Raw genomic sequence first — 14,171 nt, forward strand, 5'->3', positions numbered from 1 at the left:
TGAAGTTAACACCGTCAGATTGTGTTTACAAGTAGCACTGCCTTATCGAGGACGCCGATTTGTGGGCAAACCTCAGCCCTGAGGGGAGAGGGAGAGACAGCCGTCGTCATGGTGCGGGGCTTTGGCCCGTTCGGCGGCTTCGGCTAATGCTTCAGGTTTGTCAGCAGTCTGAAAGCCCCGCCGAAGCAGGGCTTTGTCTTAGGCCAGGCGCTCGAGTTGCCGATCGACGTCGTCCAGCCAGGCCTGCTGCTGTCCTGAAATCGCTGCAAATTCTGCGCTGGCCAGCGGGTGCTCAGCGAGCCGTCGCCAGTAAGTGCGGGCCGACGGCAGCATCTCCTGCCAGATATCGGCCGACGGCTGCGCGGGCGGCGTGAGCGCGTCCAGGTTGTCCCGCATTGCGCCGCTGCGGTCGGGTGCCAGGCCCATGGGCAGCATGTCGTAAGCCGGCGTCAATGAAAGCGGCAGCGCGCCGTCATGCAGGAAGGCGAGATTGCCAAAATGCATATCCGTGTTGCCAATCAGACGGCCGAAGGCATATAGCCGGCCGGCATCGTGGTGCGCCTGGTCCGTAATCACATCCTGCTTGAGCAGCGCGTCGGTGATGGCCGGCCAAGCACCTCGGCCGCGTCCGACGAATTCCGCATCCAGCACAGCCAGGGACACCACGCCCCGCCGGCCGCCCTGCGCGGTGCGATCGAAGCGGGCGACCTGCAGGAAACGCTGGCCGCTGGCATCCAGCAACTCGCTCTTGGCCGCGGGCAAATCGTGATCCACCAACTGCTGCAGGGCGAGATGTTCCGCCAATAGCAGGTCTCGCCAACGCTGACTGATCGCGCTGTCCTGCGCGGCACTGAACTTGACCAGAACGTCCTGCCCATCGACCTGGATGGCGAACTTCGGCTGCTCTCCGCCGGCACTGGAGCCGACCCGCTCGCCCGCCATCGACTGGGCCGCCAGGCCCGGAAAGCGCTGAGCGCGTTCGCCGGCGGCGATGTTGTCCGGCTGGTGTGCCAGCCAGGCGTCGCGGCTCAGGTCACCCAGCAGTAGATTGCCGGTCACGTCATGCTGTCCCGCTGCCAGCGCGGCCAGCACGTGGTCGTCGCTCCAGGTCAGCAGATCATCGGGCAAACCGAGCCCAGCGGCGCGCTGGCGCACCCAGTGCCGCCCAAGAAAGCCTTGCGGGCGCATGTCCAGCAACCACCATGGCAAGCCCTCGAACCAGCGGTCGTCTTGGCCAGGCTGGCGTACGACAAAGCCCGGATGGACCGGCAACAGCTCACCCCATTGCTCAATGCGTCCTGCAACCGTCACACGGTACAGCGCCAGTTGCGCCTGCCCCGCCACGCTTCGGCGTGCCAGATAGCGCACAGCTCGGGCGTTGCCAATGCGCAGAACGCGATCGCCGGCTTCTGCGATACGGCGCGACAGCGTGGGCTGACTGATCCCTAGCCGCCCACACAGGTACCCCGCGTTAGCGGGGCCTTGGCTAAGGGCGTCCAGCAGAGCAGGGGTATGCGCAACCATGAATAGATACTGAATTGATGATGAAATATAGAAATCATTATATATCAATCAATTATGGTCGCATTCCATGGTTTGGCAGGTGATTCGTGAATAGATACTGGATAGGTGTCTAAAAAGTATCTTGTGTTTTCGACGTGCGCCGGCGGGCCAGTTGCGCAGGTTGGCGCACACGGGTGCTTACTGCGCTGGCTGGTCGCCGTCGATGCCTTGGACTGACACCTGGCCCAGCTCGGGGGGCAAAACGGATGCAGAAGACGCGGTCGCGGACGAGCGCGGTTGGCATGCATCCTAGGGCGAAGAGGCAGCTAGCGAAAAACTGTACTCCCGGGCAGCGCTGCCGTTTGTACGTACCCGGGCACACCCGCGAGACCTAATCTGGTGGCACCGCGACGATCCGGACCGACCCCATGGGCCAGGCCGGACGCCGCTCCAGTCGCTACAGGACACCACGCCATGAGCTCCCCGACGCCTGAAAAAGGCCATATCTCCTCCTATACCCACCCAGCGGCCGGCTGGGGTGCGCTGAAGTACGTTGCCATCAACCTGATCAAGGAGAAGGTTGCCGGTGGCAAGTACAAGATGCTGTTCAAGCAGAATCAGGCGGATGGCTTCGACTGTCCCGGATGTGCGTGGCCGGACCGGCAGCACGCCTCCACCTTTGAGTTCTGCGAGAACGGCGTCAAGGCCGTGGCGGCTGAGGCCACCAGCATGCGCGTCACGCCGGAATTCTTCGCGCAGCACACGGTCACATCGCTGATGGCGCAAACGGATTTCGAGCTGGAACAGCACGGACGGCTGACGCACCCCATGGTCTACGACCCACAGACCGACAAGTACCGCGCGATCGCATGGGACGAAGCCTTTGCACTGATCGGGCGCCACCTGCGGTCGCTGCCCGATCCGAATCAGGCCGCCTTCTATACCTCGGGCCGTGCCAGCAACGAGGCCGCGTTCCTCTACCAGCTGTTCGTGCGTGCCTATGGCACCAACAACTTCCCCGACTGCTCGAACATGTGCCACGAAGCCACCAGCCGTGGCTTGCCGCTGACGGTCGGCGCGGGCAAGGCCACCGTGGTGCTGGATGACTTCGAGCATGCCGACACTATCCTGCTGTTTGGCCACAACGCGGCGACCAACCATCCGCGCATGCTGGGCGAGCTACGCGAGTGCGCGCGGCGCGGTGCCACCATCGTTTCGATCAATCCGCTGCGCGAACGTGGGATGGAGCGTTTTACCAGCCCGCAGCATCCGGTGGAGATGCTGACCGGCTCCAGCACCAAGATCGCCTCGATGTTCGTGCAGCCTAAGCTGGGCGGCGACTTTGCCCTGATCAATGGCATGGCCAAGCGCCTCTCCGAACTGGACGACGAGGCGGTGAGGCACGGCCGCACGCGCCTGATCGACGTGGACTTTGTGCGCGAGCACACCATTGGCTTCGGCGACTTTGTCGAAGACCTGCGCGCGCAAAGCTGGGCGGACATCATCGCGGAGTCGGGCGTATCGCAGGAGGATATCGACGCGCTGGCCCAGGTCTACGCCAGGGGCAAGCGCGTGATCGCGTGCTGGGGCATGGGGCTGACGCAGCACAAGCATTCCGTGCCGACGGTGCAGATCTTGTCCAACCTGATGATGATGCGCGGAAACATCGGGCGCCCCGGTGCCGGGCTGCTGCCGGTGCGCGGGCATTCGAACGTGCAGGGCGACCGCACGGTGGGCATCGAGGAAAAGCCCGAGGAAGCGTTCCTGGACCGCCTGCAGGCTACATTTGGCTTCGAGCCGCCGCGCGAGCATGGGTACGACGTGGTCAACACCATCTCGGCGATGCTTGACGGCAGAGTCAAGGTCTTCATCGGCCTGGGCGGCAATTTCTCCACGGCCACGCCCGACACGCCGCGCACCTTCGAGGCACTACGGCAGTGCGACCTGACCGTGAACATCGCCACCAAGCTCAACCGCAGCCACCTGGTGCACGGCAAGGAGTCGCTGATCCTGCCCACGCTCGGCCGCACCGAGATCGACCAGCAGGACGGCGTGCCGCAGGGCGTGACCGTCGAGGACTCGGTCTGCATGGTCCATATCTCCTTTGGCATGAACGCGCCGGCGTCGCCGCACCTGCTGTCGGAGATTGCCATTGTCGCGCGCATGGCGGCCGCCACGCTTGGCTCGGACAAGATCGACTGGCTCTGGTATGCGCAGGACTATGCCCGCATCCGCGATGCCATCGAGCAGGTCCTTGATGGCTTCGAGAACTACAACGAGCGCGTCGCGGTGCCGGGGGGCTTCCACCTGACGCCTGCGTCCCGCAACCGCGTGTGGCACACGCCGTCAGGCAAGGCGCAGTTCCTGGTCAATCGCATCGACAAGGACACCCCTATCCATCGTGCCCGCGAGCAATATGGCGACCGGCTGATGGTGCTGATGACGACGCGCTCGCACGATCAGTACAACACCACGATTTATGGTCTGGACGACCGGTACCGCGGCGTCTTCGGCTTGCGCCGGGTAGTCTTCATCAATCCCGCCGACCTGGCTCTGCTTGGCCTGAAGGCGGGGCAGCATGTCGACATCACCAGTGTCTGGGACGATGGCGTGCAGCGCCACGTCGAGGACTTTGTGCTTGTCGAATACGACATTCCGCAAGGCTGCCTGGGTGCGTACTATCCCGAGACCAATCCGCTGGTGCCCCTGGAGAGCACCGGCGATGGCTGTGGCACGCCCACGTCCAAATCGGTGCCGGTGTTGCTGAGCCCCTCCAGTCGCCAGCCCGCGGCGGCGGCGTAACCGCGGCAGCAGAGCAATGAGCTTGGACAGAAAACCCGGCTCCCGGCCGGGCCAAGGGCTGGTGCGCGCCCGCCTTGAATCCTTCCTGGGCATGGCGGAACTGGCGGGCCTGGTCGTGATCGGCCTGGCAACGACGTTCACCATGGCACAGGAAGGCTGGAAGGTTGCGGGCATCGGCGCGGTCTCGATTACCGACCTGCTGCTGATGTTCCTGTACCTGGAGGTGCTGGCGATGGTAGTGCGCTACCTGAAGCTCGGCCAGCTGCCGGTGCGCTTCCCCTTGTATATCGCGATGGTTTCGCTGGCGCGCGACCTGATCCTGCGCTTTAACGAGTCCACCGAGTTCCACATGCTGGCCTTGTGTGCCGGCGTTGTCATGCTGGCCTGCGGCGTGCTGATCCTGCGTTACGGGCAGTACCGCTTTCCCAGCACCGACGACGGGGAAAGCGGCGCCGGGGAGTAAAGGGCGGTGCGCGCAGGCATCTGTGGATGTCGCGGATTGGCGCAACTGTATCCCTCGTGCGCCGCGGCCCCTGCTTACCATCATTCCCAACAGTATCCGACAACGCCCCCTGGCGCTCGACGCGTGCCGGGGTGGCATCAATCTTCGCGAGGTTCCCATGGATTGCACCGAACCGGTTGAACTGGTTGAACACTCAGGCTATGAAGCGCGCAGCATCGTACGGCACAAGGACCGCGCGGCGCAGCCGGCCACCGACAACGTGGCGGAAGAACTACCGGTGGCCCTGGTGTACAACGGCATCTCGCACGCCGTGATGATGGCCACGCCGCTGGACCTGGAGGCGTTCGCGGTCGGCTTTTCGCTGACCGAGGGCATCGTCAGCCGCAACGCGCAGATCCACGACCTGGAAGCGCGCGTGCACCGGCACAGCGCCGAAGTGCGGCTGCAGATCAGCGAGCACGCCTTCGCCGCGATGAAGGCGCGCCGGCGCTCGCTGGCGGGCCGCACCGGCTGCGGTGTCTGCGGCATCGAGAGCATCGAGCTGCTCGACCTGCTGCCCGCGCGCATCCCGGAGCCGGCAAAGCGGCTGGCGCCGTCGCGCGAGGTGATCGAGCGCGCCGTCGAGGCGCTGCCGTCGCACCAGCGGCTGATGCGGGCCACCGGTGGCGTCCACGCCGCGGCCTGGTGCAACGAGCGCGGCGAGATCCTGCATGTATTCGAGGATGTCGGCCGGCACAACGGCCTGGACAAGTTGATCGGCCACCTGGCGATGCAGCGCGTGGCGATGGATGACGGCTTCGTGTTCCTGTCCAGCCGCGCCAGCTATGAACTGGTGCGCAAGGCGGCGCGCATGAATATCCAGATGCTGGCCACGATCTCGGCGCCGACCTCGCTGGCAATCCGGATCGCCGAGCAGGCCGGCCTGCGTCTGCTCAGTTTCTGCCGCAAGGACGGATACGTCGACTATACCGGCGCAACACCGGGCGGCGGCAACGATGCGCACACCACGTGCGCTCCGGCGGGAGGCGCGGCATGCTGAGCTTTGACGAGGCGCAGGCCGTCTTCGCAATGTGCGCGGAGCCGGTGCCGGAAACCGAAACCGTGTGGCTGGGGCTGCTGACCGGCCGCGTGCTGGCGCGCGACCTGGCCGCGGTCATCGACACGCCGGCGGCGGACCGCAGCGCCATGGATGGCTACGCGGTCCGCAGCGAAGACTGTCGCGGCGACGCCTGCTTGCCGCTGCAGCAGGTTGTCTACGCCGGCATGCGAGCGCAGCCGCTGCTGCCTGGCCATGCCATCCGCATCTACACCGGTGGCGTGATCCCGCCTGGCGCCGATGCCGTCGTCGCGCTCGAGGATGCCTTGGAGAGCTATCGTGGCGTCACCTGCGCCAGGGCGCCCGTGGCGGGCCAGCACATCCGGCGCAAGGGCGAGGATGCGCGCCGCGCAGACCTGCTGTTGCCGGCCGGCACGCTGCTGCAGGCCGGCCATATTGCCGCACTGGCCTCACAGGGCCTGGCGCAGGTGCCGGTCCGCCGCCTGGTCGAGGTCGCGATCCTGACTTCGGGCGACGAGGTGGCGGCGCACGACGAACCACGCGACGTGTACCAGGTGCATGATGTCAACGGCCCGATGCTCGAATCCCTCGTGCAGGAAATGGGCGCCGTGGTCTGTTGCCACCGCCATGTGCAGGACGACGAGCGCGCCCTCCATGACATGCTGCGCGAACTGGCGTCCGACGCCGACCTGGTGCTGGTCGCCGGCGGGGCCTCGGTCGGCCAGCGCGACCTGGCAGTCGCGGCGCTGGCCTCGGCGGGCGGCGAGCTGCTCTGCCGGGGCGTCAACATGAAGCCCGGCAAGCCGGTGACGGTGGGGCGCCTGCGCGGCAAGCCCGTGGTGTGCCTGCCCGGCAACCCGGCGGCGGCCTATGCGACCTTTGCACTGCTGGTGACACCGCTGCTGCGCCGGCTGCAGGGTCGGGCTGAGCTGTTCCCGCCGGTGAGCCTGGTCCGAGCGGCGCTGGCTGGCGCGCGCACGCAATCGTGCGACGCGTTCTGGCGCGTGGGCGAGGTCAGCAACCCGGGCGGCCGGGAAGGCATCGTCCAGGTCAATGCCCAGCAGGGTGCTGCTTCCGTGTCGGCGCTAGGCCAGGCCAGCGGCTTTGTGCGTGTGGGGCCGCAAAGTGCAGGGCAACTCCATAATGTGCCGCTGCCGTACTATGATCTCCATCGTTGGCTCAGTTGACGGCAAGCCGGCGAAGGGCAGCCGGCGCAACGGCAGCCCCGGGGCAGGGAACGATCCGGCCGGGCCGGAGTGGAATGGCTGGCGAGGGGAGCGCGGCGTGAAACTATATGAAAAGCTGGCTGCGGATATCGAGGCATTGGTGCTGCAGGGTGTCTTGCTGCCCGGCGAGCGGATTCCCTCGGTGCGGCAGGCAAGCCAGCACCACCGCATGAGCATCACCACGGTGATCCGCGCCTATGTCACGCTGGAAAGCCGCGGCATTATCGAAAGCCGGCCACAGTCCGGGTACTTTGTGCGCGCCCGGCCTGGCGAGCCGGCGATCGAGCTGCGGCCGTCGCGGCCCAGTGCCAAGCCTTCCGCGGTGGACGTCAGCGCGCTGGTGCTCTCCACACTGCGCTCGATCCGCTCGGACAAGGCCGTGCCGCTCGGCTCGCCTTATCCCGACGCCGCGCTGTTTCCCTGGCAGCGCATCAGCCAGTACGCCAACAACATCGCGCGGCGCTACGCCAAGTGGACCATGCTGGACGACCTGCCGCCGGGCAGCCCGGAGCTGATCCGGCAGATCTCGCGCCGCTATCTCGAGAACGGCTACGCCATCGACCCGAACGAGGTGATCGTAACCATCGGCGCCACCGAGGCCATCAACCTCTGCCTGCAGGCGGTGGCCAAGCCGGGCGATACGATCGCGGTGGAGTCGCCGACGTTCTATGCGATGCTCCATGCCATCGAACGGCTGGGGATGCGCGCCATCGAGGTGGCGACCGATCCGGTGGAGGGGATCGATATCGGCGCGCTTGAGCGGCTGATCGACGAAAAGGGAGTGGCCGCCTGCATGGTGATGCCCAACTTCCAGAATCCGCTCGGCTTCCAGATGCCCGATGAAAAGAAGCGTAGCCTGGTGGCGATGCTGACTGCCAAGGATATCCCCGTCATCGAGAACGACGTCTACGGCGAGCTCTACTATGGCAAGTCCCATCCCAGTTCGCTGAAGGCCTATGACACGGCCGGCATCGTCCTGCATTGCGCCTCCTTCTCCAAGACGCTGACCAACGCCTTTCGCATCGGCTGGGCGTTGCCGGGCCGCTACCGGGACGTGGTGGAGCGGCTCAAGTTCCTCAACACGCTGACCACGCCGGCCATCCCGCAGCTGGCGATCGCGGAGTTCCTGAAGAACGATGGCTACGACTCCCACCTGAGGCGGGTGCGCAAGGCCTATGCGCAGCAGGCCAGCATCATGGCCGCCGCCGTGCGCAGGTTTTTCCCCGAGGGCACCACCACGTCGCGGCCAGCGGGGGGCTATGTGCTGTGGGTACAGCTGCCGGAGGGCATCGACGCCATGGAGATGTACCACGCGGCGCTGGAGCGCCGCATCACCGTTGCACCGGGGCATATGTTCGCGCCCGGGGCCACTTACCGCAACTGCATCCGGCTGAACTACAGCGCGCAATGGTCGCCCGGCATCGAGTCCGCCGTGCAGACGCTGGGCAAGATCGCTCAACACCTGCTTGCGCGCAACCGCCAGTCGGGCGAGGACAACCACGACCATGCAAGACGCTGATATCGATCCCGCCATCCTGGCAGTCCTCGTGGTCCTGTGCCAAGCCAGGCGCGAGGGCGGCGCCAGCCCTTGGTCGCTCGCCAAGATCGCCAAGCGGGCAGCGCTGCCGATGAGCGTGCTGCGGCGCGGGCTGACGCAACTGCAGTCCGCCGGACTGGCCGACGTCGCGATCGACGAGGAAGGCCGCGGACACGCGAGCCTGACGCAAGCCGGCGCGGCGCTTGCCGCGCAGGTTTTCCCGGATCCGGCCTGAGACCAGCGCCCCGCGGCTCAGCCGCCCACCAGCGACATGCGCACCGTCGGGTACTGCCGCTTGCCGCTGGCCAGCCTGCCCGCGCGCAGCTCGGAATAGCGGTCTGCGCGCGCCTGCCACGCTTGCCGTACCGCATCCGCCACGGCTTGTACCGGGCGAGCGGCAGACAGGTGCCGGCGCAGATCGACCGAGCTCGTAGCGAACAGGCACAGGTGGAGCCGGCCGTCGACCGAAACGCGCGCGCGGGTGCAATCGCCGCAGAAGGGGTGCGACACGCTGGAGATGAAGCCCAGCTTCAGGCTGCCGTCCGCCAGCGCATGATTGCTGGACGTCTCGCCGTCCCGCCTTGCCACTGGTACCAGCGCATGCGCGCGCTCGACGATGCCGCGGATCTCGTCGGAGGCGACGACGCGGGACCGGGACCACGCGCTGGGGCCTTCCACGTCCATGTATTCGATGAAGCGCAGCGTGACGCCGCTGCCGCGGAAGTACTCGACGAGCGGCAGCACCTGTGCGTCATTGGTGCCGCGCTCGACCACGCAATTGACCTTGACCGGCGCCAGGCCCGCGGCGCATGCCGCCTCGATCCCCTCCAGCACGCGGCCGACCGGGAAATCGACGTCGTTCATGGCGCGGAAGATCTGGTCGTCCAGGCTGTCCAGGCTGACCGTGACCCGGCCGAGGCCCGCGTCCCGCAGCGAGCGGGCCTTGCGGGCAAGCAGGCTGCCATTGGTGGTCATTGCCACTTCCACCTGCCCGCCGTCGACGGTCCGCATGGCGGCTATGCCCTCGACCAGCGACTCGATGCCCTTGCGCAGCAGCGGCTCGCCGCCGGTCAGGCGCACCTTCTCCACGCCAAGGCTGACAAAGGCCCGCACGATCCGGAGCAGTTCCACATCAGACAGGCGTTGCTCGGGGGACAGGAACGGATAGTCGCGCCCGAAGCGCGCCTTGGGCATGCAGTAGGTGCAGCGGAAGTTGCATTGATCGATCACGGACAACCGCAGGTCCCGCAGTGGGCGGCCCAACTGGTCCCGGCAGGCGCCCGATGCCTGGGCCGGTACAAGTGCCTCAAGGCTGACGGCGGCGGAACCTGGTTGCACAAGCGCTGGTTGCATGGCGAATCTCCCTGGAGCAATGGCGTGGGGCATGGCGCGGCAGCGGGGCGGCCGGTGTGGCGCCTGGCTGCCTTGCCATGCCGCCAATACTAGGGATGGATGGCTGCCCGGCAGGCGTACAAATCGCCGGGACAGGTAGCAGAACAGTTGGGTGGGGCGCCGCAGCGGGTGCCCCCTGAAGCGCCAGTTGACGCAGGGAATGCGGCATGGCTTCAGTGGGAGAGCCCGGCCGCGCGCATCACCAGCCGCATCAGGCAGGCAAAGGCGAAGACCGTGCCGACGCCCGCCAGCCAGAGCGCCAGCAGCCACCCAAGCCGGGCCCTGAGCCGTGGTTGGGTGATCCTGGCCATCAGTGGTACCCCTCTCCACGCCGGACCTTGCCGCGGAACACGTAGTAGGACCAGGACGTGTAGGCCAGGATGATCGGCACGATGAACAGGGTGCCGACCAGCGCGAAGCCCTGGCTTTGCGGCGCGGACGACGCATCCCAGATCGAAACCGACGGCGGGATGATGTTGGGCCACACGCTGATGGCAAGCCCGGTATAGCCCATGAAGATCATCAGCAGCGCGTACAGGAACGGCGACACGTTCGGGCGTCCGCGCAGGGCCCGGTAGATGCCGGCGGCCGAAGCCAGCACCAGCAGCGGCACGGGCAGGAAGAAGAAGAGATCGGGCAGCGAGAACCAGCGTTGCGCGATGCCCGGATGGGTCAGCGGCGTCCACACGCTCACCGCCGCGATCATCGCCAGCATCACGCCCGTCAGCACGTTGGCCACGCGCAGCATGGTCCATTGCAGCCGCCCCTCGGTCTTCATGATGAGCCAGGTGACGCCAAGGAAGGCGTAGGTGATCACCACGCCCACGCCCGTGAAGATCGGGAACGGCGCCAGCCAGTCGAGAGCGCCGCCGGCGTAGGTGGTGCCTTTCATGGCAATGCCGTCGATATAGGCGCCCAGCATCACGCCCTGGAAGAAGGCGGCGACCACCGAGCCCCACGAGAAGGCCTTGTCCCAGTAGGGGCGGCTGCGGTCGCTCGCCTTGAAGCGGAACTCGAAGGCCACGCCGCGGAAGATCAGGCCGAGCAGCATCAGCATCAGCGGCAGGTAGAACGCGCTGAGCAGGACCGAGTAGGCCAGCGGGAAGGCGCAGAGCAGCGCTGCCCCGCCGAGCACCAGCCAGGTCTCGTTGCCGTCCCAGACCGGCGCAACGGTATTCATCATGACGTCGCGGTCATAGCGGTCGCCGACGAAGGGGAAAAGGATGCCGATGCCGAGGTCGAAGCCGTCCATGATGACGTACATCATCACGCCGAAGAAGATCAGGCCGGCCCAGATAACGGGAAGATTGATGCCCATGGTGATCACCTGTTCAGGATTTGCGCTGGCCGTGCGGGGCCATGGCGTTGGATGCGGGGGCCGTGGTGATGGCGGCAGGAACGGCGCCGACACTGCCCGGCCCGTAGGGCGGGGGCTCTTCGTGCGCGTCGGCGGTGGGGCCGGCGCTCGCCAGCTTGAGCATGTAGCGGATGCCCACGCCGAAGACGATGAAATAGACCACCACGAACAGGGCCAGCGACAGCGCGACCGGTGCCGCCTCGTGTGCGGAAACGGCATCACGGGTGCGCAGCAGGCCGTAGACGACCCAGGGCTGGCGGCCGAGCTCGGTGGTCATCCAGCCGGCAAGCAGCGCGATCAGGCCGGTGGGGCCCATCAGGACGGCAAGCCGCAGGAAGGCCCGGGACCGGTACACGGCGCCATTGCGGCGCAGCACCCATCCCAGCACGCCGAACAGGATCATCAGCACGCCCAGGCCAACCATCGTACGGAAGGTGAAGAACAGCACGGTGGCATTGGGGCGGTCCTCTTTGCGGAAGTCCTTCAGGCCGCGGATCTGGCCGTCGAGGCTGTGCGTGAGGATCAGGCTGCCCAGGCGCGGGATCTCGATGGCGTAGCGTGTTTCCTCGCGTTCCATATCCGGGATGCCGAAAACGATCAACGGGAACCCGCCCTTGTCGTCCTTGGCGGCGGTGTTCCAGTGCCCCTCGAGCGCCGCGATCTTGGCGGGCTGGTGCTCGATCGTGTTCAGGCCGTGGGCGTCACCCACCACCGCTTGCAGCGGCGCTGTGACCAGCACCATCCACAGGGCCATCGACAGCATCTTCCTGGCAGCGGGTACTGCCCGGCCGTGCAGCAGCTGCCAGGCCGAGGACGCCGCCACGAACAGTGCCGTGGACAGCAGCGCGGCGATGACCATGTGCGTGAGGCGGTAGGGGAACGAGGGGTTGAAGATCACGGCAAGCCAGTCGGTCGGCACCACCTTGCCGGCGACGATGGCGTAGCCCGCTGGCGTATGCATCCAGCTATTGGAAGCGATGATCCAGGTGGAAGAAATGATGGTGCCGAGCGCCACCATCACCGTGGCGAAGAAGTGCAGCCCAGGCCCGACGCGGTTCCAGCCGTACAGCATGACGCCGAGGAAACCCGCTTCCAGGAAGAAGGCGGTCAGCACCTCGTAGGTCAGCAGCGGGCCCGTAATGCCCCCGGCAAACTGCGAGAAGAATGACCAGTTGGTGCCGAACTCATAGGCCATGACCAGGCCGGAAACGACCCCCATGCCGAAGTTCAGGGCGAAGATCTTGACCCAGAACTGGTACAGGGTCCTGTACACAGGGTCCTGGGTCCGCAGCCAGTGCGCTTCCAGGAAGGCCAGGAAACATGCCAGCCCGATCGTGATGGCAGGAAAGAGGATGTGAAACGAAACCGTGAATCCGAACTGGATTCGAGCGAGTTCCAGCGCTGTGAGTCCGTGCATCGATGTGCTCTCCGTGGGGTTGCCGCCGGCAGACGGCGTGTCGCGCGACACTAGGGACAAGCGTAGGGACTACAGCCCGCCCGCAAAGGTTACAGTTCTGGCCGAACCGCTAAAGCTCAGTTTGCGCAAGCCGGAAGAAGCGCTTGCCAGGCGCCTTGCAGCCATACAGATGGCGCTATTGCGCAGGATCACAGTCATGGCCAGACGCGCAAGGCCATCGCCAGGACCTGGATCAGCAGGAGCAGTCACAGCTGCAGAGATCGAACTGTTCTGTTGATGGGAGGGCTTCTCTGTACTCCGGTTGGCGCGTCGTTGTTTTCTACCATTCTCATAACGGCTGGCAGCCGGGCGCCACATCTTCGTGCTTCGGGTGACGTCAGCGCGCGAGTAGTCCAGCCGCCGGGGCGCTGCTTTCGCATTGTTCGCGCGATATCTGCGTCGGAGATGCGGCAGCGCTTAGAGGCAAGAAACCCAGTGATCAAGTTCGCTATGAATAATCTGTGGCTCAAGAATCCGTCCCTCGCGTATGCAGACTGGCAAGGACGCGAATCCGCGGGCACAGATCAACGCCGCTTTGCTCAACAGTCGATCGTCCAGCATCGCGCGATGCTTGACCGTTTTCAGCGCCATCTGGTCGCCCATGGTGTGACGCTGGAAGACTTCGATCGCGACCATATCGAAGCCTTCTGGCGCGATCCGGAGGCGGCCACCTACACGTCTGCCACAAGGATGCGCTACCTGCAATTGCTCGACCGTTTGTGTCGTCACCTTGTAGAGATCGGTGTGCGGGAGACCAACCCTGCCGCCGATCCGGCGCGCGATGGCAGCTGGTCCTCCGACGGGGCCGCTCCACTCTTCTTGCCAGAGGAAGTGGACGCGCGGCTGCAGGACTTTGTGCAGCCGCTTGAAGGCGACGATGTCTCACGGCTTCGCATGCGAGCCATCCTGGCCTTGTTTCTAGGTGCTGGCGTCACGGCGGCAGAAGGCCGAGGCGCGACCATTCCTGACCTTCACACCTCGTGCCCCTCATCATTTCTCTCTGTCCCAGAGGGTCGCGCGAAGGTCGCCCGGTCCGTTCAGCTGGAGCCCTTCGCCGTCCCGGCCTTGGATGCGTGGAAGGTACGGCGGGCTACACTCCCCATTGCTGGTGACCTGCTTTTTGCCCTACGGCCCTCCGGCACACCAATCACTGACATGAGTCTCGGAAATATCGTGCGCGATGCATTCGAGGCGATCGACTATAGGGCGGCTGATATGAGCCCGCGGATTCTGCGAAATACCTATTGTCGGCGCGCGCTCCTTGCCGGGGTACCACGCGACCGCGTGTCAGAGCGGCTTGGGCTGACCAGCAATCACACGTGCGACCGAATGCTCGCCACCATACCCGGGCCCGCTGATCGTCGGCTCAGTGCTTAGT

General features: G+C 65.8%; 12 protein-coding genes. 7 read left to right on the forward strand and 5 right to left on the reverse strand.

Going from position 1 to position 14,171, the window contains the following annotated elements; all coding sequences use genetic code 11:
* Nucleotides 1-198 precede the first annotated feature (198 nt).
* Entirely contained in the window at nucleotides 199-1,524 is a 1,326-nt protein-coding gene (gene yjjJ / locus ACGLHR_RS29230) for a type II toxin-antitoxin system HipA family toxin YjjJ (RefSeq protein WP_400097916.1), read from the reverse strand.
* A 453-nt stretch (nucleotides 1,525-1,977) separates the two neighbouring features.
* On the opposite strand from yjjJ, the gene ACGLHR_RS29235 reads away from it, so the two are divergent.
* The 6 genes from ACGLHR_RS29235 (at nucleotide 1,978) to ACGLHR_RS29260 (ending at nucleotide 8,823) form a co-directional block, all read left to right on the forward strand.
* On the forward strand, nucleotides 1,978-4,305 hold the full coding sequence (locus ACGLHR_RS29235) for an FdhF/YdeP family oxidoreductase (RefSeq protein ID WP_400097918.1): 2,328 nt from the start codon (nucleotides 1,978-1,980) through the stop codon (nucleotides 4,303-4,305).
* A 16-nt stretch (nucleotides 4,306-4,321) separates the two neighbouring features.
* Nucleotides 4,322-4,768, forward strand: coding sequence for a phosphate-starvation-inducible protein PsiE (locus ACGLHR_RS29240; protein ID WP_400097920.1), 447 nt, complete (start codon nucleotides 4,322-4,324; stop codon nucleotides 4,766-4,768).
* 157 nt (nucleotides 4,769-4,925) lie between these two features.
* Nucleotides 4,926-5,807, forward strand: coding sequence for a formate dehydrogenase accessory sulfurtransferase FdhD (gene fdhD / locus ACGLHR_RS29245; protein WP_400097922.1), 882 nt, complete (start codon nucleotides 4,926-4,928; stop codon nucleotides 5,805-5,807).
* On the forward strand, nucleotides 5,801-7,012 hold the full coding sequence (locus ACGLHR_RS29250) for a molybdopterin molybdotransferase MoeA (protein ID WP_400097924.1): 1,212 nt from the start codon (nucleotides 5,801-5,803) through the stop codon (nucleotides 7,010-7,012). Before fdhD ends, ACGLHR_RS29250 begins: the two co-directional genes overlap by 7 nt.
* 97 nt (nucleotides 7,013-7,109) lie before the next feature.
* Nucleotides 7,110-8,570, forward strand: coding sequence for a PLP-dependent aminotransferase family protein (locus ACGLHR_RS29255; protein WP_400097926.1), 1,461 nt, complete (start codon nucleotides 7,110-7,112; stop codon nucleotides 8,568-8,570).
* Complete coding sequence (locus ACGLHR_RS29260; protein ID WP_400097928.1) at nucleotides 8,557-8,823, forward strand: transcriptional regulator; 267 nt, start codon at nucleotides 8,557-8,559, stop codon at nucleotides 8,821-8,823. The genes ACGLHR_RS29255 and ACGLHR_RS29260 overlap by 14 nt, the downstream gene beginning before the upstream one ends.
* Before the next feature lie 17 nt (nucleotides 8,824-8,840).
* Here ACGLHR_RS29260 and moaA read toward each other — a convergent pair whose 3' ends face one another.
* From moaA to ACGLHR_RS29280, 4 genes are all read right to left on the reverse strand, one after another.
* Nucleotides 8,841-9,941 carry a GTP 3',8-cyclase MoaA gene (moaA, locus tag ACGLHR_RS29265; RefSeq protein WP_400097930.1) on the reverse strand — a complete coding sequence of 367 codons (1,101 nt, stop codon included), beginning with the start codon at nucleotides 9,939-9,941 and terminating at the stop codon, nucleotides 8,841-8,843.
* Nucleotides 9,942-10,153: 212 nt separating this feature from the next.
* Nucleotides 10,154-10,291, reverse strand: coding sequence for a DUF2474 family protein (locus tag ACGLHR_RS29270; protein WP_400097932.1), 138 nt, complete (start codon nucleotides 10,289-10,291; stop codon nucleotides 10,154-10,156).
* Complete coding sequence (gene cydB, locus ACGLHR_RS29275) at nucleotides 10,291-11,298, reverse strand: cytochrome d ubiquinol oxidase subunit II (protein ID WP_400097934.1); 1,008 nt, start codon at nucleotides 11,296-11,298, stop codon at nucleotides 10,291-10,293. The genes ACGLHR_RS29270 and cydB overlap by 1 nt, the downstream gene beginning before the upstream one ends.
* Before the next feature lie 13 nt (nucleotides 11,299-11,311).
* A complete protein-coding gene (locus tag ACGLHR_RS29280) occupies nucleotides 11,312-12,754 on the reverse strand; it encodes a cytochrome ubiquinol oxidase subunit I (protein ID WP_400097936.1) in 1,443 nt (480 codons plus the stop codon).
* 474 nt (nucleotides 12,755-13,228) lie between these two features.
* On the opposite strand from ACGLHR_RS29280, the gene ACGLHR_RS29285 reads away from it, so the two are divergent.
* Nucleotides 13,229-14,170, forward strand: coding sequence for a tyrosine-type recombinase/integrase (locus tag ACGLHR_RS29285; protein WP_400097938.1), 942 nt, complete (start codon nucleotides 13,229-13,231; stop codon nucleotides 14,168-14,170).
* Nucleotide 14,171: the final 1 nt, after the last annotated feature.

The sequence above is a fragment of the Cupriavidus sp. CuC1 genome (assembly GCF_044627735.1).
In the GTDB taxonomy this organism is placed as follows: domain Bacteria; phylum Pseudomonadota; class Gammaproteobacteria; order Burkholderiales; family Burkholderiaceae; genus Cupriavidus; species Cupriavidus ulmosensis.

What these genes read in the sequence shown, in the direction of transcription:
- ACGLHR_RS29270 (WP_400097932.1), bottom strand. Translation starts at nt 10,291, where the DNA reads ATGGCCAGGATCACCCAACCACGGCTCAGGGCCCGGCTTGGGTGGCTG.
- fdhD (WP_400097922.1), top strand. Translation starts at nt 4,926, where the DNA reads ATGGATTGCACCGAACCGGTTGAACTGGTTGAACACTCAGGCTATGAA.
- ACGLHR_RS29235 (WP_400097918.1), top strand. Translation starts at nt 1,978, where the DNA reads ATGAGCTCCCCGACGCCTGAAAAAGGCCATATCTCCTCCTATACCCAC.
- ACGLHR_RS29240 (WP_400097920.1), top strand. Translation starts at nt 4,322, where the DNA reads ATGAGCTTGGACAGAAAACCCGGCTCCCGGCCGGGCCAAGGGCTGGTG.
- ACGLHR_RS29260 (WP_400097928.1), top strand. Translation starts at nt 8,557, where the DNA reads ATGCAAGACGCTGATATCGATCCCGCCATCCTGGCAGTCCTCGTGGTC.
- cydB (WP_400097934.1), bottom strand. Translation starts at nt 11,298, where the DNA reads ATGGGCATCAATCTTCCCGTTATCTGGGCCGGCCTGATCTTCTTCGGC.
- ACGLHR_RS29250 (WP_400097924.1), top strand. Translation starts at nt 5,801, where the DNA reads ATGCTGAGCTTTGACGAGGCGCAGGCCGTCTTCGCAATGTGCGCGGAG.
- yjjJ (WP_400097916.1), bottom strand. Translation starts at nt 1,524, where the DNA reads ATGGTTGCGCATACCCCTGCTCTGCTGGACGCCCTTAGCCAAGGCCCC.
- moaA (WP_400097930.1), bottom strand. Translation starts at nt 9,941, where the DNA reads ATGCAACCAGCGCTTGTGCAACCAGGTTCCGCCGCCGTCAGCCTTGAG.
- ACGLHR_RS29280 (WP_400097936.1), bottom strand. Translation starts at nt 12,754, where the DNA reads ATGCACGGACTCACAGCGCTGGAACTCGCTCGAATCCAGTTCGGATTC.